Annotated in this window: 18 protein-coding genes; 3 read left to right on the top strand and 15 right to left on the bottom strand. The window is 50.7% G+C overall.

Annotated features, from left to right (window positions below):
• Positions 1 to 32: 32 nt before the first annotated feature.
• The 5 genes from BW941_RS05255 to BW941_RS05235 form a co-directional block, all read right to left on the bottom strand.
• Positions 33 to 794: an endonuclease/exonuclease/phosphatase family protein gene (locus tag BW941_RS05255; protein WP_076514601.1), complete on the bottom strand. Its 762-nt coding sequence runs from the start codon at positions 792 to 794 to the stop codon at positions 33 to 35.
• Positions 795 to 797: 3 nt separating this feature from the next.
• The gene (locus tag BW941_RS05250; RefSeq protein WP_076514600.1) at positions 798 to 1,121 is read right to left on the bottom strand and encodes a hypothetical protein; all 324 of its coding nucleotides are present in this window, start codon (positions 1,119 to 1,121) and stop codon (positions 798 to 800) included.
• A gap of 285 nt (positions 1,122 to 1,406) precedes the next feature.
• Positions 1,407 to 1,922 (bottom strand): imm11 family protein, encoded by a 516-nt coding sequence (locus BW941_RS05245; RefSeq protein ID WP_076514599.1) that lies wholly within the window; start codon positions 1,920 to 1,922, stop codon positions 1,407 to 1,409.
• Positions 1,923 to 1,945: 23 nt separating this feature from the next.
• The gene (locus BW941_RS05240; protein WP_076514598.1) at positions 1,946 to 2,872 is read right to left on the bottom strand and encodes a histone deacetylase family protein; all 927 of its coding nucleotides are present in this window, start codon (positions 2,870 to 2,872) and stop codon (positions 1,946 to 1,948) included.
• The gene (locus BW941_RS05235; RefSeq protein WP_076514597.1) at positions 2,869 to 3,339 is read right to left on the bottom strand and encodes a hypothetical protein; all 471 of its coding nucleotides are present in this window, start codon (positions 3,337 to 3,339) and stop codon (positions 2,869 to 2,871) included. The genes BW941_RS05240 and BW941_RS05235 overlap by 4 nt, the downstream gene beginning before the upstream one ends.
• A 421-nt stretch (positions 3,340 to 3,760) precedes the next feature.
• Here BW941_RS05235 and BW941_RS05230 point away from each other — a divergent pair, with 421 nt between their 5' ends.
• Positions 3,761 to 5,869, top strand: a complete 2,109-nt coding sequence (locus BW941_RS05230; protein ID WP_076514596.1) for a TonB-dependent receptor — start codon at positions 3,761 to 3,763, stop codon at positions 5,867 to 5,869.
• 79 nt (positions 5,870 to 5,948) lie between these two features.
• Positions 5,949 to 7,130 carry a PepSY-associated TM helix domain-containing protein gene (locus BW941_RS05225; protein ID WP_076514595.1) on the top strand — a complete coding sequence of 394 codons (1,182 nt, stop codon included), beginning with the start codon at positions 5,949 to 5,951 and terminating at the stop codon, positions 7,128 to 7,130.
• An 80-nt stretch (positions 7,131 to 7,210) separates the two neighbouring features.
• Here BW941_RS05225 and BW941_RS05220 read toward each other — a convergent pair whose 3' ends face one another.
• The gene (locus tag BW941_RS05220; RefSeq protein WP_076514594.1) at positions 7,211 to 11,431 is read right to left on the bottom strand and encodes an Ig-like domain-containing protein; all 4,221 of its coding nucleotides are present in this window, start codon (positions 11,429 to 11,431) and stop codon (positions 7,211 to 7,213) included.
• A 171-nt stretch (positions 11,432 to 11,602) separates the two neighbouring features.
• A complete protein-coding gene (locus tag BW941_RS05215) occupies positions 11,603 to 12,652 on the bottom strand; it encodes a hypothetical protein (RefSeq protein WP_076514593.1) in 1,050 nt (349 codons plus the stop codon).
• Between the two features lie 270 nt (positions 12,653 to 12,922).
• On the opposite strand from BW941_RS05215, the gene BW941_RS05210 reads away from it, so the two are divergent.
• Positions 12,923 to 15,124: an FdhF/YdeP family oxidoreductase gene (locus BW941_RS05210; protein WP_076514592.1), complete on the top strand. Its 2,202-nt coding sequence runs from the start codon at positions 12,923 to 12,925 to the stop codon at positions 15,122 to 15,124.
• On the opposite strand, the gene BW941_RS17880 is transcribed toward BW941_RS05210, so the two are convergent.
• The 8 genes from BW941_RS17880 to BW941_RS05170 all read right to left on the bottom strand — a co-directional run bounded on the left by BW941_RS17880 (position 15,121) and on the right by BW941_RS05170 (position 23,753).
• Positions 15,121 to 16,218 carry an HD domain-containing protein gene (locus tag BW941_RS17880; protein WP_217693569.1) on the bottom strand — a complete coding sequence of 366 codons (1,098 nt, stop codon included), beginning with the start codon at positions 16,216 to 16,218 and terminating at the stop codon, positions 15,121 to 15,123. The two genes, BW941_RS05210 and BW941_RS17880, sit on opposite strands and share 4 nt — an antisense overlap.
• A 29-nt stretch (positions 16,219 to 16,247) precedes the next feature.
• Positions 16,248 to 16,733, bottom strand: a complete 486-nt coding sequence (locus tag BW941_RS05200) for an ureidoglycolate lyase (RefSeq protein WP_139325753.1) — start codon at positions 16,731 to 16,733, stop codon at positions 16,248 to 16,250.
• A 76-nt stretch (positions 16,734 to 16,809) separates the two neighbouring features.
• On the bottom strand, positions 16,810 to 17,808 hold the full coding sequence (alc, locus tag BW941_RS05195) for an allantoicase (RefSeq protein WP_076514590.1): 999 nt from the start codon (positions 17,806 to 17,808) through the stop codon (positions 16,810 to 16,812).
• A gap of 140 nt (positions 17,809 to 17,948) precedes the next feature.
• On the bottom strand, positions 17,949 to 19,412 hold the full coding sequence (locus tag BW941_RS05190; RefSeq protein WP_076514589.1) for an NCS1 family nucleobase:cation symporter-1: 1,464 nt from the start codon (positions 19,410 to 19,412) through the stop codon (positions 17,949 to 17,951).
• Between the two features lie 60 nt (positions 19,413 to 19,472).
• Positions 19,473 to 20,396 carry an allantoinase PuuE gene (gene puuE / locus BW941_RS05185; protein ID WP_076514588.1) on the bottom strand — a complete coding sequence of 308 codons (924 nt, stop codon included), beginning with the start codon at positions 20,394 to 20,396 and terminating at the stop codon, positions 19,473 to 19,475.
• Positions 20,397 to 20,474: 78 nt separating this feature from the next.
• Complete coding sequence (locus BW941_RS05180; protein ID WP_076514587.1) at positions 20,475 to 21,521, bottom strand: porin family protein; 1,047 nt, start codon at positions 21,519 to 21,521, stop codon at positions 20,475 to 20,477.
• 46 nt (positions 21,522 to 21,567) lie between these two features.
• Positions 21,568 to 22,311, bottom strand: coding sequence for an aspartate/glutamate racemase family protein (locus BW941_RS05175; protein ID WP_076514586.1), 744 nt, complete (start codon positions 22,309 to 22,311; stop codon positions 21,568 to 21,570).
• A gap of 59 nt (positions 22,312 to 22,370) precedes the next feature.
• Entirely contained in the window at positions 22,371 to 23,753 is a 1,383-nt protein-coding gene (locus BW941_RS05170) for an NCS1 family transporter (protein WP_084188660.1), read from the bottom strand.
• Between the last annotated feature and the right edge of the window lie 353 nt (positions 23,754 to 24,106).

Here is a 24,106-nt window from a genome sequence, read left to right as displayed (position 1 = left end):
TACTGGCCTCTCTCAATAGACAGATCGGCCGATCAAACATGATTATCTAGCGACAATGCCAAAACGAGTGGCATATGATCACTAATCGAGAGCCAGATATCTGGGTCACCGATGGTCAACACGCAGCCGGAAAGAAGGTTCTCTGAAACAAACGCATAGTCAATGTGATACGCCTTAGCTCTGTTTCGCTGGAGATAAAAAGTAGGCTGAGTTTCTGTTCCTTGAGATTCATTTCTTCTGTTGTGATATACGCTCTGCAAGCCCAAATCACGCAGCTCCTCTACTACATTGGAGTGATTCCACCAACGATCGTCTTTATCCCAAATAGAATTACTATTGAGGTCACCTAATACAATAGTATTCGGTTCAGAGAGGTCGCATTTATGTATCTGAAGATACTTCCACAGCTGACCGATATACCCGAAGGCCTTTGAACCACCTTTTGTCCAACAAGCCAGCAACGTGAACCTATTGTTTAATCGAAATGGTAGGAATAATTCCAGATCTTCAGTTCGCCAGAATATAGGGCGATCATGGGAACCCAAGCCTTCGATCGTAAACTCTCCCGACCATGTTACTTTCCGAACACAATTTCCATTGCGGGGAAAGATGCCTATCCCCTTATTTTTGTTCTTTCCATACCAAATGTAATCGCCGGCCCATTCTCTGTAGGCCTTCGTAGACTGGGCAGGATCTTCACATTCCTGAACAACAACTAAATCTGCCTCTAGTGAGTCAATTGCATGAAGTTTATTTCTGAGTCCTCCATTGCAATTCCACGTCACAATCTTCATCGATCACATCCGAGTGTTAATCTGAGCTTCATTAGAAGCAAGGTTTTCTCTCATTTCCAAACCGGTAAGCTCATTCGCTTTAATAAACCTCTGAAACTCGTTACTACAGTACAAACCAAAGTAATCATCAAAATCTGTCTTGAAAATCACTTCCTCAGTATCGAAAAACAAAGAAGCAACCTCCCCGAATGAATCCTTAGTACTGGTCCTCTCATTGGTTGGTACGACCTTCAAAGGATTGAAAATAGCTCCCTCTTTCGGAGCTTCGTTTTCAGAGCTATAGACTACTGGTAGCAGCTCACCATGAGGCTCGAGAACGTCTTTCAATGCCTTCAGGGCTCTCTCTGATAAAAAGAGATGGCCGCTGTGTACCTGAAGATCAGGAATAGGTTTATCGCTCTTACCACCTAGTGCAGACTCAAAGCGGACTGACAGTTTCTACCATATAGGTGCATATTCTCTTGGGTCGCATTCAACCTGGATCAGATTATCTTCCCCGAGTTTTTCTATGACTTCTTCATCGTTATAGATCAAACTAAGGAAATCCAAATCATTCGTTGAGATTCTGTACACCATGGTATCCGCCCATGACCTGTCGCAAGTCCCTTAGCTTCAAGTAAGAGCGGCCTCTTCAAACTCAACTCCACTTGGCTGATAGGCAATCAATGCCTCATAAATAGCTGGGCTCAGGTAAATACCTGTAAAATTGTCTTCCTTGATTTTAAAGAAGCCTTGCTCCGGAACTTTACTCAAATCGAAAACAGCATTAGCAACCCCACCGAATGGATTCATCTCTGACTTCTGCTGATCAAGGCAATCAACCACGCTGACGACATTACAGAGCCATAAGCGAGCATTCTCCCACTGCAGCTCAATGAATTGCACCGTGTTGCCAGCGAGTGGCTTTAAGTACTCATAAAGATCATTACTGACGACGAAAGAGCCGACATTTACCAGTGACATATCACACAGTGGAAGCTCGGCATCATCTTCGTCAGGTTTGACGGCTACTGGTTGCTCTACGGTGACTAGTAATCCTTTGCAGCGGAAAGGCCGTCCATTGACACAACTGAAGGTTTTGATATGTGCGAAATCAACTTCCAATGAATATACGTTAGGATCTGCCACTGGCTTTAGCCTCCGGATACCATCTACAACCCTTCGGACTTTGCTTTAAGAACAGCTTTCACTGTCGCATCCACTCCATCTGAGGAATAGCCGCCTCCGCCAGTAATGACCGCTGGTATAGCGAGTTCCTTTAAACGACTTAAAGTCAGCCTTTCTCGCTTTGCTACATCATCAGGAGTAAGTTTCAAACCACCCAATTTATCAGAACTCAGAACGTCCGTTCCGGCGACAACAAACGCTAACCTGAAGTCTCCTTGAATTTCTCCCAAAGCGATTTTCAAACACTCAAGGTAGGTTTCGCCATCGGTCCCTGGCTTGAGCTTCATTGGAATATCGACACGATCGCGAGTGTATTCACTGGTCGGATAAATACTGGCGTTATACACATCCATGAGGACAACATTTGGGTTATCCATAAACACGTGTGCGGTACCATTACCATGATGAGCATCGGTATCGATAATCAGAATACGATCATCGCCGGTCACTTGACCGCTCTTAAGCAACTGCTGATATGTGATACCTATATCGTTGTAAACGCAAAATCCTTCCATCTGATTTCGCATGGCATGGTGGTAACCACCCGATAAGTTCCAATAATTCTGACCACTTTGCAATGCGTTTTCAGCGCCAAACAGAGTACCTGCCACACCCCATCGCATCGGACTCAGAACTTTCCGTTCGAGGTACGCCTGAGTAATAAACGGTAGCCTAGGAAATTCCAGTGCTTTTAAAACGCCATTTCGATTCTTAACGAGTTGCAGCATTACCTCAGAAAGAAATTCACTGATTATCTCATCAGATACAGGCTCTTCGGGCGACAAGAATTCAATGCCATTATCTTGAGAGAGTCGATCATATATTTTACGGAACCTCATTCCCTCAAAAGGGTGCAGATGTTTCAGCAACCCGAGGTCAAAGTTGAAGTTCTCGTTATATATGATTTTCATGCGAGCGTCCGGCTATCTCTTGCAAGTTCATTTGCGTATCTTAATACCTCATTAGGCGTCCATATACCACGCCCAAGCACTTTTCCAAGTTTGCCATAATCATGTGCTGAGGGTTTGAATGATGGGCCAATCCCACAAGCCACTTCCAGGCATTCAGCGACAATGTTGGAACAGTTGTTTCGAGCTAGCTGATACGAGGGTTTATTAGCAATCAAGTTCGCAATATGCTTGGCCAGTTCGGTTCTGTTGACGTTGTTAATCACAACTGTAATGGGCTGCCGACCACCTTCAGCGCGAATATCTTCCTGCAAGGCCGCCATAAAGTGACCAGGATGCGTCCTCTTGATTTTCAGATCTTTTTTACCTGCTACATCCTGTGGCCAGAAGCTAATGTAGTCCGCCCCGAACGACAATGAAGTGTGACCAACCATCCCGCCATGCGGTGGCCATACATGTACCTTTAACATCCCTGGTTCTCCTATTCCTTGAGAAATATAGTTTGTCGGATATCCCCAATCCTCACAACCCCATATTCCGCCACCCCAACAACCAAAACAGCCGCCCGATGGCGGCTGTTTCATTACTCTAAAGGCCCCTCTTCCCTTCGAGGTCACTCCATCTCATTTACTTCTCCACCCGATCAAAGTAAAACCGCGCAGTGAAATCAATGTCGTTGCAGATGCCGCTGTTGTGTGAACAGGTCGCAGATAACCTCCACTCCTACAAGTCCACTACCCTAACGGAAACGTGCAGCCATCGCGCAAGCTTCGCGTTGCGCTCCTACAGCTCCTCTCGAACTTGCCCCTTCGTAAATACAAATCACTTACAATTCTGACAAATATATGCATAATGCAAATCATTCTCATAAATAATTATTAGGAGTCTTTCATGCGTAGTCTCTCTGCGGCCACTCTTATCGTGCTGGCAGGCACGTCTCAGGCCGAGGATGTTTCCCTCGATGACATGGTTGTATCGGGCAGCCGCGCCGAAGAGCGCGTGGCCAGTATGCCTGCGTCGGTGAACATTCTGGATCAGAAAGCCATTGAGGAAGGCCTGAAGGTATCGCCAGAAATTCAGCAGCTGCTGTCGGTTCAGGTGCCGGGCTTCTCGCCGTCGAAAGCGAGCACCAGTAACTCCGGCTTTAAGCTACGCGGTCGTAATGCTCTGATTCTGATTGATGGTGTACCTCAGTCTACCCCTCTGCGTAACGGCGCATTGGGTCTGCGTACCATTGATGCCGCTGCGATCGAGCGTATCGAGGTCATTAAAGGCTCTTCTTCTTTGTATGGTCACGGCGCTTCGGGCGGTCTGGTCAACTACATCACTAAGCAGGCTGACCCGGATTCAGAATTCAGTGGCGATGTGGGCATCAGCACCCGCTTCTCAGCCGTAGAGTTTGAAGACAGCCTCAGTAAGCGTATCGATTCTACGGTTAGCGGTACGCTGGGGCAGTTCTCTTATCTGGTGAGCGGCGCTTACGACAGTTACGGCGAACAGAAAGACTCTGATGGCGACACTATGGGTCTGGTCTATGGTCTCTCTGATTTAACGACTCAGAACCTGCTCACTAAACTGGGCTGGGAGTTTGATGATCAGCAACGCATTCACCTGACCTACAACTACTTTGACTCTCAGCAGGACACCAACCTGATTGATGAGCCAGGCAGTTACGCCACGGGCGAGAAAACCATTGCGGTTGATAACGACACTGGCGAAGCACGCCCGGGTGACCCACAGGGTCCCAACGACAATTACAACCTTATGGTGAAGTACAGCCACGATGAAGTACTGCCTGGTACTTCTTTCTCGATAGATGCGTATAAACAGCGAATTGAGAACGTCTTTTTCTTCAGTACCCGCCTGGCCAACCCAGATGAAGGTTATGACGGTGGTCAGTCTGTGATTTTGTCTGAGAAACAGGGTTTACGTACCGATTTATCCAGCGTCTTCAGCTTCGGAGACTTTGATAACCGCATTACTTACGGCGTCGACTACGTTGAAGACGTAAGCTCGCAACCATTGGTCGATGGCCGTATCTGGGTGCCCGAAATGGATATGGATAATACGGCAGCGTACGTTCAGAACAACCTGAACTGGAATGACAACTGGATGTTTAAGGCGGGTATCCGTCAGCAAAGAACTGAGATCCAGGTGGATGACTACGATACATTAAGACTTTGCCGCAGCGAAGACACCTGTTCTGAAGCGTTTGCTGTTGAAGGTGGTACGTTGAAATATAACCTGACCACCTACAACCTGGGTGTACGCTACACAGCAATGCCGGAGTTCAGCCCCTTCTTTAACTACTCTGAAGGTTACGACATTTCAGACCTCGGTCGCCTGCTTCGCAGTGCCACGGTTACCAGTCTGTCTCAGGTAGAAACCGAAGCCTCAAAAGTAAAACACTACGAAATTGGTGCCAGCAGTGACGTCAATAATCTGCACCTTGAAGTCGCTATCTACAGAAGTACTTCCACGCTGGGTACCTCTACCGTTGAAGATCCGAACACGGGTATTTACCTGCCTGTGCGCGAGCCTCAGGAAATTTACGGTGTTGAAATCCTTGCGGATTATCAATTTAACTCTGGCCTGCTGTTAGGTGCTACTTACAGCCATATCCGTGGCGAAAATCCGGATACCAACGATCCGCTAAGCAATCGTTTTATCAGCCCTGATAAGCTGACGGCATACGTTAACTGGCCGGTGTCTTACAATGTCACTGTGAATGCAGATATTACGCATATCGGTGAGCGTGATGAGTTCGACGCACAGGAAGACGGTACTTATTCAAACTATGAAGGCCCGATTTCTGGTTATCAGGTGGCGAATGCACGTGTAACCTATCAACCAGGTGACTGGCAGGTGTATGCAGGTGTAGAAAACCTGTTTAACGAGGATTATTTCCCGGTTGCGTCACAGAGCCTGACAACGAATGCAAGCTACTACACAGAAGGTCCGGGTCGTACGATTGTGCTGGGCAGCCGCCTGCAGTTCTGATCACCGGTACGTTCCTAACCAGGAATCGAATCCTGTACTCAGGGTCCGCAACGCGGGCCCTTTTTAGTTATTGAGAGTTATGTTTTCACACGCACAACATAAACAGAAATTTGTTTCTCTGCACCGCTACTTTGGATTAACCATTGCGCTGTTTCTGGTGGTATCTGGCCTGACCGGTAGCATACTGGCTTACTACCACGAGCTTGATGAGTGGCTGAACCCTGATCTGTTTTTTACTGAGCAGAAAGGCAGTAATTTTCTACAAGAAGATTATCTGTATAGAGCCGCTCAGGGGTACACCGAATCGCACGGCGGTACGCTGAACACCATGAGCCTGGAGTTTGTGTCCGGGCGTTCGCTACGCCTGTATGTTAATGGCTCTGAGGAATTTAACCGGCTATTTATTAACCCTTATACCGCCGAGGTGATGGGCGCACGGCAATGGGGTGACTTGTCAGACAGCTGGCGGAACATCGCTGGGTTCATTTATAAGCTCCACTACACGCTCTGGTTGCCCGGCACCTGGGGTGTTCTGTTGTTGGGCATTATCGCGCTCATCTGGACAGTCGATTGCTTTATCGCAGTCGCCACGACTCTTCCTATCATGAAGAGGTTTTCGTGGAAGCTTTTCCGCCAGCGATGGAAGCAAAGTTTTAAAATGCGCTGGAAAAGCAAGGGCTATACCTTTCACTTTTTACTGCACCGCTCTGCGGGTCTTTGGCTCTGGGCCTTACTGCTGATATTCGCCTGGTCATCGGTGGCGTTTAATCTTCGTGATGTTTATAAGCCTGTGACTTATGCGGTTTTTCAAGCGCCGCCAGAAACTCCCTCTACAGGACACACGTTAACGCCTCTGCCTTTTCAGGAGGCATTGTCGATGGCCCGCGCTCATGCCGAAAGTATCGCCAGCGAGTACAAGGTTTCATTGGGGCACGAGCGGTCTTTTCGTTACCTGAAAGCAAAAAATACGTTTCAGTATCGCTTCCATTCATCGCGGGACGTTGACGATGCCATCGCCAGAAGTGTGATCTATATTGATGCTGCGACGGGTGAGTTCCTTGATGTGTATTGGCCAACCGGTCAGTACTCAGGCACCACAGTTACGCAATGGCTTTACGCTCTTCATATGGCGGAAGTATTTGGCCGACCTTATCAGCTACTGGTGTGCCTGCTAGGACTGATGGTCACCTATTTCAGCTACAGCGGAGTGAAAATCTGGTGGCGTAAGCGCCAGAAAGCCCGCACCAAACGACGGGCCTGAGGCACAACCAAAACAGCCGCCAAACGGCGGCTGTTTTATCACTCAAAAGTCCCTTCATCCTACCGTTTCACCCACTTTATTTATTCTTCCACCCGATCAAAGTAGAAGCGCGCAGTAAAGTCGATGTCGTTATAGGTGCCGTTGTTGTGCGAGCAGGTCACGGTGTAGTGCGAACCTTCGACCTTACCGTAATCCAGCGGGATGCTGAGGTAACAGTAGTTGTTATTGCCGCCATTGGTCTGGATATAGGCTTCCAGAGCTGGGAAGCCTAAGCCCGGCTGCAACACGTTGTTGGTATCGACGATATATTCGCCGTAATAACACGGGATGGGTGTGCCTGCTGGCAGTGTCGCATCGTACGAGAAGGTACCAACCGATATGCGGAAGTCACATTCGGTAAGTGTCCGCCCTGCGTTGACATCCAACCAGGTGGCGGCGTTGACGCGCAGGTCAAAACCGTCGAGCCAGATTTTATATTTGATATCACCCTGGCGCGGATTCGTGCCTGAAGTGTATTTCTCAAAAAAATCTGAATTACCGTCGCCGTCTGAATCGCCCGCGTTCGGGTTGGTGTAGTCGAGGTATTCCGTCTGATCGTTCAGGCCGTCGTTATCCGTGTCGCTGACGCGCGGGTTTGATACGAAGATGCCAATATCACTGCCGTTAATGGTAATCCGGCGTGGCGGTGTCGCGCCCTGTGGCAGGCCGAGTTCTTCTCTGTCGTAGAGTGTGTCGGTATCACTATCAACAGAGCTTGGGTTGGTGCCGTACTGGCTTTCGGCCGCGAGTGTCGCTTCGATCTGGGCGACGTTACAGGCCGGTGCGAGGTTACAGGCACGCACGAAGGCGGCGTAGTCGTTCTCCGGTACCTGATTAAAGGTGATGCACGGATTGGCTCGTGTGACACAGACGTCACCGCCGTTGCGGTATTCATCACCGTCGCTAATACCATCGCCGTCGGTGTCGGTACTGCGTGGGTCGGTTTTGAGGTAGAACTCAAGCAGATCCGGCAGGCCGTCTTCATCGGTATCGGTTTTAGTAGGGTCAGCAGTGACCAAACGGTTCGCACCCCAGAAGGCTTCGGTCACGATCCAGCCGTTGCTTTCAGCAGAATTCACCAGCCCGTCGCCGTCGTCATCGAGGAAGTCTGCGCCGTCGACGCGGTCGTTCGGGTGCAGACCCAGTGACAGTTCGGCGAGGTCATTGACGAAGTCGCCGTCGGTATCCGGGTTCAGCGGATCAGTGGCGTAACCTCCGGTGAGTTTGTCTTCAAGCATCTGCTGGCATTCAGCACTAACGCTGTGCTCCGTCCATATGGCACCAGTCTCTCGCTCTGTTGGAATCGGATCAGGCTCTGTACCCAGGTAAGGCGTAATCGTCATGGACGGTACGCTGGAGTCATCAACATCGATGCTGACCATCGGCGTTACGATGTTGCCTTCGACGCGCTGACCGGTAATTTCTTCATAATCAGTAAGGCCATCAAGGTCGGTGTCACGCAGGCGTGGGTCGAGGCCACAAGCGCGTTCGAGATCATCGGTCAGGCCGTCGCGGTCGGAGTCGGCTTGTGCCGGATTGGAGAACACGCGGTAGCTCTGACGTGCGCCTTTGAGCTGCACCAGCCAGCCTTCTTTGATTTCGGTGTAGTCAGTAAGCGTATCGCACACCTCAAGACCATTGTCCTGATCACAGCCGTCGGTGTTAATGCTCTCGTCTGAGCTGCCGTGCAGGTATTCTTCACGCGCCCAGACGCGGTCGAGGTCTTTGTCCTGCACGTAGGTCAAGTTGTATTGCTGACCAGAACGCAGACGCAGGTTATCGAAGTCGACGTTTTCGATATTCTGGTTGTTGGTAAACAGTACCCAGAAGCGGGCTTCACCGGCGATGGCTTCTACATCGCGGAAGCGCGTCAGTACGTAATGCTCTTGTCCTGCTTCAACCAGTACGTCGTCACCGGTCGGGATAGAATCAATCACGCCGTCGTCGCCCGCCCGTATGACTACCTGGCCGGGTTCGATGTCGGCGTTCAGGGTGCTGACAAAATCATCATCACCGGAGGCATCGGTTTCGGCGATGCCATTGCCGCCGTCAATAATAACCGCAGAGGTAGCGAACAGTTCGGTGGCGTAATCCGGCTCTATCAGAATGTCGTCACCTCCGGGGCTGGTAGTGATGCTGTTGTCGTCACCGGCGGCAATAATAATGCTGCGCGGCTCAACGCTGCTGCCCGCGGTTTCGAGTTGTTCATCATCGGAGGTTGGCGCGGCGACGGTTTCGACCACACCGTTGCCACCGTCGCGGATAATCTGTGTGCCACGGATACCGGCAATCTCTAACGCGCGTTTCATGCTGATGCCGTTGGGTGCACCAGTCGAAGAATGATGATCACTGGCGGTGGCAATGCGGTAGCTTTCGACCACACCATTCCCCATATCAAAGGTAATCTCGGCGGTTCGGTCCTGGATCTGCTGTGAGGTGAAGGCGTAGTTGTTGCCGTTTTCATCGGTGATGTCGTAGTTAGCTAATTGCACGACTAAACCTCGCGGGTTTTTCATCAGGTCTTCGATTTCTTGCGGGAAGACGTTCTCGGTACGGAAGATGAACGGCCCACGAGCGGTTTCGCCAATGGCACCGATATTCACAGAATCGAGGTTGTCGTTTTCCGGCACAAGCGAGCCGATAGGAATAATACGGCGGCGGTTATTCGGGTCTTGTGCCTGTGCGGTCAGTTCAAGGTTGCTGATCGAGAATGGAATATTGCCGGCATTAGCCACGGTCACGTCGACACGCATTGATGCACCCAAAACTTCACGGGTAATGCTCTCGCGGGTATCACGGGCGTTTTCGGTAGTGAGCGAGTCGTGGTAGGCCTCTTCGGCGCTTTGGTTACTCTCTTCGCCAAATGAGACGGTGCTGCCCCATTCGTTAGTATTGGATGCGGACGTTGTCCGGCTCGCGCTGAATTTTGTGCTGCCTTTACCACCGCCATCGGTCACGCCGTATTTAATTTCTTTTTCTGCACTGAGCGTCAGTGAGACGGAGTTTTCTACCGTCTCTTTGGTTGAGTTCTCGTTGGCCGAGGAGTACGTCTGGTTATTACCCTGCGTCAGTGTGGCTTCGCTGGTGTTGGATTCAGTAACGACCTGCCCGCTTTCATCGGTGTAGGTTAAACGGGTATCCAGCTGCAGATTCACCAAGCCCACATCAATATCCGGGATCGGCATGTCGGCCATCAATGGATTACGATTGCCTGATGCCACTTCGCTGGGGTCGTCCATCTGGTCGCCGTCGGTATCGGCCAGAATCGGCGAAGTTTTAAAGAAGACGTATTCGAAGCCATCCTGAATGCCGTCGCCGTCGGTGTCTTGCTTGGTGCCGTCTGAATAGATGCGGTTCCATTCGGCGTCGTCGTCGAGGGTGTCGCCGTCGGTATCTATGCTTAACGGGTTTAAACCGCCGTGACGTTCGTCGTTATCGGGGACGCCGTCGTTGTCGGTGTCGGGGTCGAGTGGATCAGAGCTGGCGTGGAAGGTTTCAGTGCTTCCGTCGGTGCGGGTAACGATCACCGGCCAGCCTTCGAGTTCGATGTAATCGGCAAGACCGTCTTCGTCGCTGTCGATCAACTCATCGCCATCCGGGCGGGTACCAATAAAGGTGGCTGAGTTAGGATTGATTTCGACTTCTTCGCTTGGTGGCGCAATCGCGTTACCCGCAATGTCGTAGGCGTTCACAACGACGAGACTGTATTCGGTGTTAATTTGAGCACCGGTTGCTAACTGCACGGCTTGTTGGCGACTATCGACAAAGCTTGCAGCCAATACCGGCAGAATCTGCTGGGTGTCGGTACGGGTAATATTGAAGTTAACGACGGAATCGATCAGGTCCGCAGACATCGGCTCGTTAAACTGGACGATCACCAGGCCGTTACCGGCAGAGACTGCGCCGGATACTCGTGGAGGCTCTTCGTCCGGCTCTTCCTGTGCAGCTGGTGCTTCCTGAACTTCAGTAAACAACACGTTCACCGTGCAGTCCTGAGTCACACTGCTGATGTAGTACAGGTTGCTCTGCATTGAGCCGTTACAACCGCTGGCGGTAGCGACCTGATAGCCATCGACAGGTTGCAGAATCATCTGGACGCTGCTGCCCTCAGCGACATCCGCTAAATCGGGTGAGATCTGGCCTTGCCCGGTAACGGATGTACTTACGCGATGATTTGCGGGGCCCTCTATGCTCGACCCTTCTCCACCACAAGATGCTAGCGCCAGTGCGGAAATGATTGCTGCAAGTCGTTTAATCGCCATGATTATTATGTCCTGTCTGGCTTTCCTATTGCCTATCGCGCCAGGGGATGTCGCGATATGCCTATTTCGTTAGGCGAACAATGGTAACCAAATTAGAACAATATTTGTACAAACCGGCTCTGGACTAGTTCGTAACTTTCAGACTCTTTACGACATTGCTGAACAAACACCCTATGAAGTCGGACCGTCGCTCGCCTTGTTCGGAAGCAAACGGGAGACACTATCCGGTAACGGCTTCAGCAACGAGGTTCGGGCTTTATCCCAATATGCAGTGAGGAGCACCATGCTGCAGCCTACGATCAAACCTGTCAGGCCGAGTTGTTGCCCAAGTGTTCCGACATTATCGAACAGCGCATTCATGGCATAAAGAACATAGGCAAGAGAAGAAACCATCAGCGCACGTCGGTCAATCAGCAGAGAGATCAGCGTTATCAGAACAAATACGCCGAGGATCACAGCCGCAACCGAGGTGCTCACATCACCATCCATCACGCCAATGATCTTGAACAAGGGGTGCATCAATAACGGAGCCGATAGAAGGTGCAGCCAAAATGCTACATCCGAACGACGCGTGACGCGGCGAGTATCGGAAATATCCCATCCCATGGCGAAGATAAATACCACACCACCAGCCACCATCATCATCGGGTACAGGTAGGCACTAAGTTGTGGGAACGACGTAAACAGTATGGCGAGTACCGTAGCAGCCACGGCAGCAGTAATGAGCGCAATGGTAACCGGAACCCGAAAACGTAACCAATGTGCAAGCGCAGCAATAAGAGAAAACAGCGGAATTACAAATCCACTTTCCTTAACAAGGTCATTTATCGGCAACTCTCTGATGTCTGCCGCGCTTAAATATAGGAACGCCATGACTGCCGTTGCACTGGGAATAAAAGCAAATAGCAGCACGATGGAAGGCAACGCCATTCGGCGAATACGAATGTAATACTCAGCAAGTCCCCAAGCGGCACAGGCCGTGACAGCGAAACCAATCACATCGCCAAACATGGAACTGAAAAAGGATAGGGAGGAAAGAAGTACGACCACAGAGATAACAACGACGAAGATATCGTTGAAGCCACTGACTAAGCGGAAGTTCTCCTCATCAACAATGGGGCTGGCGTGCTGCTGTTCGTAGTCCTGGCGGAAACGCTCTACGGAATCACGCGTGAATATGCCTTTGGTGACAGCACTTTCCAGATCTGAATCGGTGTACATTTATTATCCTTTTGTTCAATCCATGTTTGTTCAATCCATCGTCGCTACAAACCCTACCAGTCGGGATCCTATTCAGGCGGGCGCTGTTTGATACCTGATTGTCGCTGCGACTCCGAGAGCGCTACCATACAACATTATTAACCCCGATTCCTTCAACCAAAACACATCAGCGATCAGATATCTGCAAATACGTAATCCGACGTATTGCCCGCCTCCAGTATCTACGCTTTACTGATTCTTATTGTTAACACGACATACAGAGACAGCTCGATGCACAAGAAGATCGTTGGCGGTGGCTTTAAGAAAGTCCTCTACACCCTGAATACCGTGCGTCGTATTGGCGTGAAAGACGCCGCGAAAGCGTTGGCAGCGCACAATGCCTGCAAGGCCTGCGGTCTGGGTATGGGCGGCCAGCGTGGCGGTATGATCAATGAGCTGGATGAATTTCCGTCGGTGTGTAACAAAAGCGTTCAGGCGCAGTCGACCGACATTCAGGGTCCCATCCCTCTGCCCGTATTCGATCACACGATTACAGACTTTAAAGAGCTGTCATCCCACGAAATTGAGCATCTGGGCCGTTTAGGCACGCCGCTCCATAAAGCAGCCGGTTCGGATAAGTTTGAGCCTATAAGCTGGGACGATGCCATCGCCCGCACGGTAGAGCGATTTTCGGCTTCGGCGCCGGAGCGCAGCTTCTTTTATGCGTCTGGTCGTTCATCCAATGAAGCGGCCTTTGTGTTGCAGTTAATGGCGCGCCTGTATGGCAGCACTAACATCAATAACTGCTCTTACTACTGTCATCAGGCCTCCGGTGACGGGCTGGCGACAACGATAGGCACAGGTACCTCAACCGTAGAACTCGCAGACCTGGGAAAATCTGACCTGATTTTTGTATTGGGCGCGAACCCGTCTTCAAATCACCCACGCTTTATTCACCAACTGAAAAACTGTCGCGAGCGCGGCGGCCACGTAGTTGTAATTAACCCGGCCAAAGAACCCGGGCTGGTGAAATTCGCCGTACCGAAAAGCCCGAAATCTCTGTTAATGGGCGGCAACGATATTGCCTCGGAATACCTGCAACCAAAAATCGCAACCGATGTCGCGGTATTTAAAGGCATTGCGAAAAGTATTATTGAGAACCAACAGCACAATGTTGACTTTATCGCGCAGTACACCCGCAATTTTGATGCCTATCTGGCTGACATAGAAGGGACGTCATGGAACGAGATCGAGTCGATTACCGGACTTTCGCGTGATGATATTCACGCCGTCGCCGAGGTATACGCACACTCTGAAAATACCGTATTCGCCTGGGGCATGGGCATGACCCACCACCTGCACGGCGTTGATAACGTCGAGGCCATCGCCAACCTTGCCATGCTTCGCGGCATGCTTGGTAAACCCGGTGCAGGACTGCTACCACTTCGAGGGCATTCGAACATTCAGGGTGTGGGAACCGTCGGTGTTAAACCTGTTCTCGCTGAAGACGTCTTCAGTGCCATTGAAAATGAACTTAAAATAACCCTGCCCCGCAATAAAGGCATGGATACTATGGCCTGCCTTCAGGCTGCTGAACGAGGCGATATCGACAACGCTCTTATGCTAGGTGGCAATCTGTATGCGGCCTCACCTGACAGCCAGTGGGCAGAAAAATCGCTGGATAATATTCCGTTTAAAGTCTTTTTAACCACCACCCTGAATCAGGGCCATGTGCATGGTTGCGATAACAGCGAGAGCATAATCTTCCCGGTACTGGCACGCGATGAAGAGCATGATGCTACGAGTCAGGAATCCATGTTCAACTACGTGCGGCTGAGTGATGGTGGCATCGATCGCCTTGATAACCTGCGTTCAGAAGTCGATATCCTCTCGGACATTGGCATGGGCATTGTCGATAAAAGCCACTTCGACTTCTCGACCTTTAAAAAACACACCACGATTCGCCATGCCATTGCGAAGTCAATTCCGGGTATGCAGGATCTCGCCGATATTGATGTTGCGAAAAAAGAATTCTTTATCCGCAATCGTATTAAACACACGCCTGAATTTAATATGCCGGATAACCGCGCGGTGTTTATCGTCAACCCGCACGATCACCCTGAAGAGCGAAAAGCACAACATGCCTTTACCTTGATGAGCATCCGCAGCGAAGGACAGTTCAACAGCATCATTTATGAAGAGCGTGACAGCTACCGGGATACCACCCACCGACATTCGGTTCTGATGAACGAAGACGACATCGCAGCACTCGGTTTAAAAGAGAAGGATAAAGTCACCCTGCGTTCTGATACTGGCGAGATGCGGAATCTGGATGTCGTCGCATTTGACCTTCCGCGAGGCAATATCGCGGCTTACTATCCTGAAGCGAATGTCCTCGTCGGCCAGACCGTTGATCAGCGCAGCCGGACACCGGCATTTAAGTCCGTACCGGTGTCGGTGGAAGCTCAGATGGTGATTGGTAGCGCGGGCTAACAGCTCAAGTTTCGTCTCGCCTGAAGCTCAAATCTGAGTTTCAGGTCGGGTGTCTGATAAATCGGATTTCGCTTAAGAAACGACTGCAGTATCTGCTTACGCTTTCTTCTATAGAGAAAGCCCGGAACATAGCTGTATTCCGCCCTTACCTGCTTGTCATACTCAGCGAATCTTTTTGGAGAGCTGCCTAGTATGGCCAGATCAATATCGACGAGTAATCGCTTATCTGACGTATCTAGCTCATCCATTACACTGTGTTCTGTAGCCATGATGAGGTCGTAAATCCGCGTAATACGCTCTTTACTGACGCCTGCTTCATGGAGTACAGCCCGTGCCCACTCCGCACTCTTCTGCTCGTTATTCTTGCCTTTAATATCGTACACGGCATCGTGGAACCAGATTGCGAGTTCAACTTCGTGAGGATGTTCGGCAAGGTGCTGGAATTCTTCGAAAATAGAAAGACACTCATGAAGATGCTGGAGTGTATGGTACTTACGCTGAGGTTCATTCCAAGCGGTTACTAAGTCGTTTTTCAACGACACCCCATCCCCAGCAGCTCCAATACCTGACCAGCAACGGTTCCAGGACTCTTTTAGCTCTTCCTTGGTCATGCAGCGTGAGCCACTACTTGGGCTGTTATCATCAGTTTCGAGGGTACCGAAGAACTTTGGTACTTCAGGCTGTGAAGGCAGAACGTAGTCAAAAATAAACGGCAACGCGTATATTGCGGCAAGAAAGAAAAGAATAGCGGCTGAAAAATCTCCGGTCATAACGCCGATGAGGAGATAGAAAATAGGAACACCCGCTGAAAATTCAATAATCAGAACGGGAATATTTTCCAGCCAGTATAGTTGTCGTACAGGGGAGCCCTGCAACCGATACAACCCAAAGCAACAAAGTAGACTGAGGATTAACGCGCAGCCAAGTGAAATAAAAGAGGCATAATCCTGCCCATCGAATAGATGGAATGGTATGTAAAAACCACTTATCCAGATATTAGCCAGTAGACCAAACTCGGTCAGTACCTTCCTTCGCCAGTCCTTCTTTTCGCGATTAAGGTATGTGAGCTTGTAGTTTCCTATCTTCGTACGCATGCAACTGCTCCGGCTTCCTTCCCGGTATGTTACACGACAATCGACTTCAGTTCCTTCAACTCAACTTCATCGCAGTTGTGGCCTTTTCCGATACGATCGACAACAAGGAAGTTACTTGGTTTATTGAGTGCCAGACAGAAGTGATGCCAGGTTCCCGCAGCGTAATTCACGCCCTGCCCGGGCTGCGCCAGAAAGACTTCAATCCTGGATTCGTCAAATTCTCCCGCAGGCGCTACAACGACCAGATAGGGCTCGTTCGACAGTGGCATAAATGCCTGACTCGACAGCGGGTGGCGTTCCATAATTTTGATGGAAATCGGCATCGGGAGTGGCTGTGAACGGAAAATACTGACTCCTGCTCGTCCACCTTCAGCGGTAGCATCGATATTCGCTAAATCATGGAAGCGCTCGGTGTAGCCATAGTTAATACCGATCGGTTCTTTGCTATCGACTTCGATCACGTCGCCATATTTTGCGAACGCTTCAGCGGTCAGTGGTTTTATTTCGGTCATCATCTGCCTCTCATAAATCAGCCCGGCGATTGCGAAGCAACTGCCGGGCTGGGATCTACTCAGTTTGCTCTATTGCGTATTAATCCAGTTCCGGGTAACCGTAAACACGCAGGCGGCTGACACCACCGTCCGGGAAGATATTCAGACGCACGTGGGTGTATTTCACGTCGGTGTTCTGAAGTTCTTCCTGATAATAGTGCTCGGTGTGTGCTTCCGTTTTCACCTGATCCAGAATCGTTACCCATTCTGCATCTTCAGCTGGCACACCATCAGAGTCAGACACAGTGCCTTCCAGCGATACGGTATCCGGGTAATTACCTTTAAAGTGGCAGGTATCGACCAGTAAGCGTGCAATTTTGCCCGGCGTGCCCAGGCGCACAATGATCCAGTCTTTGCCCGGAGTACGACGACGGCGGGTTTCCCAACCATCGCCCATGTTAATACCACGGCCCGGTGCCAGGAGATTGTTCATCGGACTGAAGAACATGTCTGAACAATCCACCGCACGACCACCGTTAGTGCAGGCTGCAAGGTCAACTACTTCACCGGTCAGCAGGGTCGACCAGTCCGGGATCGGCTCACCATAAACACGCAGACGCGCCACACCGCCGTCTGGCAGGATGTTCAGGCGCAGGTGTGTCCAGCGCTCAGCATTGTCGATTTCGAAGAAGTTGTGGCTGTGTGGGCTGACGTCTGAGACTTCAAGAATCGTCTGCCATTCAGCATCACTGCCCGGATCTGTGGTACCGATATAGCCTTCAATGGACACCTGAGCAGGCGCGTTACCACGGAAGTGCGTGGTGTTCACATCAAACGCTTTAATACGGCCCGGTACACCTAAGCGAAGAATGCACCAGTCGTGCCCTTCTGTGCGACGACGGCGGCTTTCCCACCCGTCCATCCATTTGCCCCGATCGGTGTATTTGTCGGCAATAAAGACTGGTTCTTCACGCTTCACCATATTGCTGGCTTCTGCGAAGAACTCGTCGTTACAGGAAAGTGCCTGTCCGCCGTATTTCTCACCTAGTAGGTCGATATGGGTATGGATAACGGCCGGAGCCTCTGTGCTTGCATTCATCGTTGTATTTCTCCAAAGAACAAGACAGCGGCTCCTGAGGGAGCACGCTGGACTTGCGGTTGTTATGCTGAGCCTCAGGGGATGAGGTGGCATGTTGAAAAAATTATTGTACACAATATGATTATTACTTTGTATACAATTTAAGAATTGGCAGCTGCCTCTTTTGCACTTGATTGTGCGGCAGCGGAGGGCGACAGCACTTTATACACAGCGCCCCCGAGTACCGCGCCGAACAACCAGGCGTAACCAGTAAGAAACTGCAGCTCCTTCACCCATACCGTTGCCACAGAGAAGACTGCACCGACCGCGAACGCGTAAAGCGCCGACTTATTCCAGCCATTTGTGTAGTGGTAAGCCGCGTCAGGGTCTGAGCTGTAGAGGTCTTTCAGTTTAAGCTGCTGCTTTTTAAGCCAGTAGTAATCAACAATCATGATGCCGTAGAGAGGAGCCAGCGTGGCGCCCAGCGTATTCACAAAGGCGCTGATACCAATCTGGCTGATGAGGCTGACCCAGAAAGCACCAATCACCAGAGCGAGCAATGAAGCGATCCAGCCTGCGCGGCGATAATCGAGCGTTTTTGGGGCCAGGTTGGCAATACCATTCACAGCAGGTACAAAGTTCGCCACCAGGTTGATGCCCACGGTTGCAGCAAAGAAAGTAAAGGCAGCAATAACGCTCAGTAGAACACTGTCAGTACGCTCAACAATAGTGGTAGGGTTCGTCAGTTCTTCACCGTAAACAACGGCAGCACCGGCAGTAATCAGTAAGGCCAATGCAGAGAAGATCACCATATTCGCAGGTAAACCAACCAGGTTGCCGAACTTCATGGAAGACGTACTTTTTGAGTAACGCGAGAAGTCACTGAAGTTAATCATCACCGCAGCAAAGTACGCAACCATAGTGCCAACGATGGCAATAAAGCCGGTGAACTCGCTAGAAAACGTTGGATTCTCGGGGGCAAAGATGGTTTGCGCAGCGCTCAGCAGCTTACCGTCGGACTCAATCCAGAGTACGACTAACAGACCAACCATCACCAGATAAACGATAGGCCCGGCCAGGTTAAGGAAGGTAGACACCCAACCCATGCCGCGGGAAAACAGCAGCACCTGAAACGCCCAGACCGCGACAAAGCTGATCCAGCCGAAGGCCGTCAGACCGAGAAATTCCTCGCCGCCGGTATTGCCTGTCACTGAGACTAAAAAGAGTTCGAGTGCCGTCGACGCGAAATAGGTTTGCGCACCGAACCAGAACACAGCAACAATTGCACGTAATACTGCCGGGAGTTTCGAGCCATTTACGCCCATGCTTGCGCGCGCGAGTACCGGATATGGAATACCGTGTTTCTGTCCGGGCTTGCCCGATATATTAACCAGAAACATCACCAGAAACCCTGCTGCAATCAATGCCGCAAAGGCAGTCCAGCCTGTCACGCCATAGGCAATAAACAGGGAGGCGACAAGGGAGTAACCAAACAGGCTCTGAATATCATTCGCCCAGACGTTAAATATTTCGAACCAACCCCAGGTCTGTTCTTTTTTCTTCAGAGGCACTAAAGAATCATTGTGTAGACCGGCATCTCCGGCGTCGTAGTGGTGAGCAGACATTGTTAGCCTCCTGCAGTAGTTTTTTATTTACCCTGCCGTAGTGGCCGGGTGTGTACCGGCTTACGCCGGGTAAAAGTTTTCGTGCCAGTGACGTGCGATATCTTCGCGACGACAGATCCAGACATCGTCGTGTTGCTGCACATAATCAATAAAGCGCTGCAATGCCCTGAAGCGTGCAGGCTTACCGATAATCCGGTTATGCAGGCCGATGGTCATCATCTTGGGAGCATGCTCACCTTCGGCATAAAGCACATCAAAGTTGTCACGCAGGTAGGCAAAAAACTGATCGGCGTTATGAAACCCATGAGGTGTCATAAAACGCATATCATTGGTATCCAGCGTGTAGGGAATAATCAGGTGTGGATCACCGTAATCAGTCGTCCAGTACGGAAGATCATCAGCGTAACTGTCGGAGTCATATAAGAAGCCGCCCTGCTCTACCACCAGCTTGCGGGTATTCGGACTGTCGCGTCCGGTGTACCAGCCCAGTGGCCGTGAGCCTGTGACTTCGGTATGAATTTCGATCGCTTTCTGAATATGGCGGCGTTCTTCAATCTCCGGCATAAACTGATGGTTAATCCAGCGGTAACTGTGGCTGGCAATTTCCCAGTTACTCGCTTTCATAGCCGCAACGGCATCGGGATTGCGGACCAATGCCATTGCTACGCCGTAGACAGTCACCGGAATATTCTTTTCTTCGAACAACCGGTGAATGCGCCAGAAGCCAGCCCGGCTTCCGTATTCGTACATGGACTCCATGCTCATGTGTCGCGCCGGAAAGGATTTGGCGCCGACGATTTCAGACAGAAAGGTTTCCGATCCTTTGTCGCCGTGCAGCACACAATTCTCGCCACCCTCTTCGTAATTCAGCACAAATTGCACAGCAATCCGCGCCTTATTCGGCCAAGGATTTGATGGTGTGTTGCTGCCATAACCGACCATATCACGAGGATATTGGTCGAGGTTTAAATGATCACCGCGCATGGGTTCTCCACTATTTACTACAGATAAAACATGCCAGCGTGCGGTGTATACCCCGCACGCCGACACACAGTTAAAACTTCAGAACTTCAGAGTTGTGCCGAGCTCAAACAGGAAACCATCCTGCACACCGGCAATTTCGTTGTCGCCATCCTGGAAGCGGAAATCGGCGCGGAAGTCCCAGTTCACATCACCACTCAGCACCTGATAACGCGGAGTGATAGTGACTTCAGAGGAATCCGACACGGTGTCGCCGTTGATATCTTCGTATTCGGCTTCGGAATAACGCACGCCAAGTTTCCACGCTGGGCTGAGGCTGTATTTGGCAAAGACCATATACGCCTGACCATCCCACGCTGTGGTGGTGTCGGTCAGAGCACGGTTCATGTCGGTCAGGTAGTTATATTCGGCTGCGACCGTTAGTTCACCCAGTGTGTACTGAGACCAGAGGTTGACCATTGTGCGGTCCTGCTCTTCGGTATCAGCGATGCCATCATCGTCGCTGTCTTCTGAATCGACTTTTTCGTAGGCCATGGTCAGACGGGTAACACTCTGATCAGTGGTGATACCAAACTGAATTTCGGCACTTGGATCTGTGATGTCGTTGTCACCGCTCCACGCACCATCAACGAAAGCGCCGTACACATTGAAGATGCCGCTCTGGTAGTAACCTGCTACACCGTTCTGTAGATAGGCAAAGATGCCGCCGAACGCGGTCGTGCGCCCAAAGCGATCCCATGGCTCTGCACCTTCGTAGCCGGATGGGCTGATAAACTGACCCATTTTAAAACCTGCACCGTTCTCGAAATTACGACCAATAAAGGCAGCTTCGGTACGGAATTGATTGTCACTGCTGTCGTTAGTGCGACCTTCCAGCTCAAGGTGAGCGTACAAGCCAGTTTCTGCGTGGTTGTAGTTCAGGTCGATCTGAAACTCATTCGTAGAAAACGTCTGCGTCTGTTCGCTGTTGTCGTCATCGGCATCAGTAAAGCGATAGCCTGCATCAAACTGACCGATGGCACTGAAGCCATTACCAATTTCAATTTCGGCCATTGCAGGTGCGGATGCTGCGCAGCTCAGAATCGCAACAGTACAAGCCGACAGGCGGAAGTTGATTGTCTTTTTCATGATGAACTCCTGAAGTATTTAAATTCGTATAAAGTTTTAAAATGGATTAATTCTTGCCAGGTGCGTATTGACTGAACGCGCCTGTATATTTCTTTGGCCCCGGATAATCGAGGTCGCCGTGCTTACTGGTTTTCAGACCCAGGTCCACCAGCGCTTCGGCAAATTTCACTGCAGCAGTCACACCGTCAATCACGGGAATACCGATGTCGGCCTGAAGTTTCAGAGTCAGGTCGGCCATGCCGCCACAACCCAGAACAATGGCACCGGCTCCGTCTTCCGCGATTGCCCGCAGGCACTCATCACGGATTAACTGATAGGCACCACTCTCTTCGTTTTCGAGCTCCAGGACAGGTACATCGCAGGCACGGATGCCGGCGCAGAAATGCTCCATGCCGTAATTACGCACCAGGTGCTCTGCGATGACACAGGTCCGTGACAGAGTCGTAACCACCGAAAATTTTGTCGCAATAAAGCTGGCTGCATGCATGGCGGCTTCCGCAATACCAATGACAGGGCCACTGGCAACTTCACGCGCGGCGGTCAGCCCCGGATCACCGAAACAAGCAATAACAAACGCATCGTATCCGTCCGCCTCACCTTGACGAACGACCTGCAACATAGCCGCTGCACTCATGGCTTCGTCGTAGTGATTTTCGATGGATACCGGACCGTCTTCCGGGTTCGTCGCAACAATTTCAGTGGTTGCGGCGGCCACGGAGCGAGCAGCCTCGCCGATGGTTTCGGTCATGCTTGCCGTGGTGTTGGGATTGATCACCAGAATGCGAGCCATATATGTGTTCTCCTGAAAAATTCGTTCTTTTAAAATCTGCTTTGAAATCTATGTGTGCGTTACTGGCGGAAACGTGCGCACGCTGACCAGTGATTCATAAGCAGGTAATACGTCAGGCCTGCCGGAATCAGACTTGCGTACCAGGACACTGCTGGGAATGAGAACGCAGCAGCTAAGCCTGCGATCGCAGCGACAATGGCAGCCGGGTTCACGCCAGCGTACGGGCCTTTAGGGTCATAAAGATTATCGAGCGACAGTTCGCGCTTACGGATAATGAAATAATCCACCACCATGATGGCGAAAATAGGACCGAGGAACGCAGAGTAAATCTGTACAAACAATTGCAGACCAGATGCTGACTCGTCTTTTACCAGCTCCCATGGGAAAGTAGCGAAAGCTGCCAGACCAACCAAAATAGTCGCCAGTTTGAACGGTGCTTTGAACACATCCATCAACACATAGGTCGGTGGAATAACGTTATTAAGTACGTTGGTAGTGACCTGCGCAAACGCAATGAACAGCAGAGTAATGACCATCAATAACTGGTTATCTACCGCATTGGCGAACACCTGAATCGGGTCCATCACGCCGGTTGCCCCCGAGACCATAAGACCGATCAGGCCCATAAAGAGAGTCACAGGCAGAATAGAAAAGGCGTAAATAGTCGTCAGCATGGAAGAGCCTGTCCCTTTCGTATGCTCACGGGAATAGTCACTGACGTTCAGCATCATGGTGCTGTAGATGCCCAGGAAGAGCATGGTCGCCCCCCAGAATGGCATGCCCCAGGTGCCTTCAATATTCACCAGCTGCTCAGTAATGGCTGAGCCATAGCGGTTGATCACGCTGAAGAACATGTAAATCAGTGAACCGAGAATAAAGACAACGCCGACATTCTCCAGCCACTTAATGCCTTTGAAGCCGAGCATAGACAAGGCGATCTGCAGCAGCTGGAAGCCAATAAAGAAGGCCACAAGATTGCTGTAACCGAACAGGGTTTCGGATACGGCATTGAGTGCACCCGCCCCTATCCAGCTCTGAAAGCCGTACCAGACCACCGCAGGCAACGCCCGCACTAATCCGGGCAAGCGCGATCCGGCAAAGCCAAAAGAACTGCGGATCTGCACCATAAAAGGAATGCCGTACTTGTAACCTGCCGCGCCATTAATCATCAGTGCCACTGCGATGACCAGACAACCAATGGCTATGGCCAGTGTCGCCTGCAGCAGGTTAAGTGTGCCGACCACACTCGACCCCATGGTAAAAGTACCGATAGAGACACAGCCCCCGGTCCAGGCGAAGTAATACGACAACTTGCCCATAATGCGTTGCTTCTGCGGTGCGAGGCTTTCTTCCCCTAGGGCCTTTCCCTCTCCCGCTATAGTTTCTTGTCCAGCTTTCAGGTCATAGCTGCTGTCTGCAGCGACCGACTGTGTACCCGACATTGTTTTTCTCCCATCTGTATTCCCGGTCTGCGTTGCAAGAGCCGGATCAGCATGGCACCGCTCAGAACATTGTTTGTGTTCTGCCTCCTTCTTCAGATTCTTTACAGAACCATCGCAGGAAAAGACGCCCCCAGTTTTAACGTACACGATAAAATATCAGGATTGGATACAATCGTGTATACACTGAGTAGCTAAATTTGTGCCAGATCACGAAATTGTCACGACTTTATGATCAAGCCTTTGAAATCATTAGCGTTACCGTAGGTTTCCAGCCGAAAGCCAGTTAATGCTCTGAAGCCCATGCTACAGCGATTGTGCTGATATTTGGTGCGCCGCCGATGATATTGGGTGAT

The organism is Thalassolituus maritimus, assembly GCF_900156675.1.
GTDB classification, from domain to species: domain Bacteria; phylum Pseudomonadota; class Gammaproteobacteria; order Pseudomonadales; family Oceanobacteraceae; genus Thalassolituus; species Thalassolituus maritimus.
This window is presented reverse-complemented; position numbering and strand designations above follow the sequence as displayed.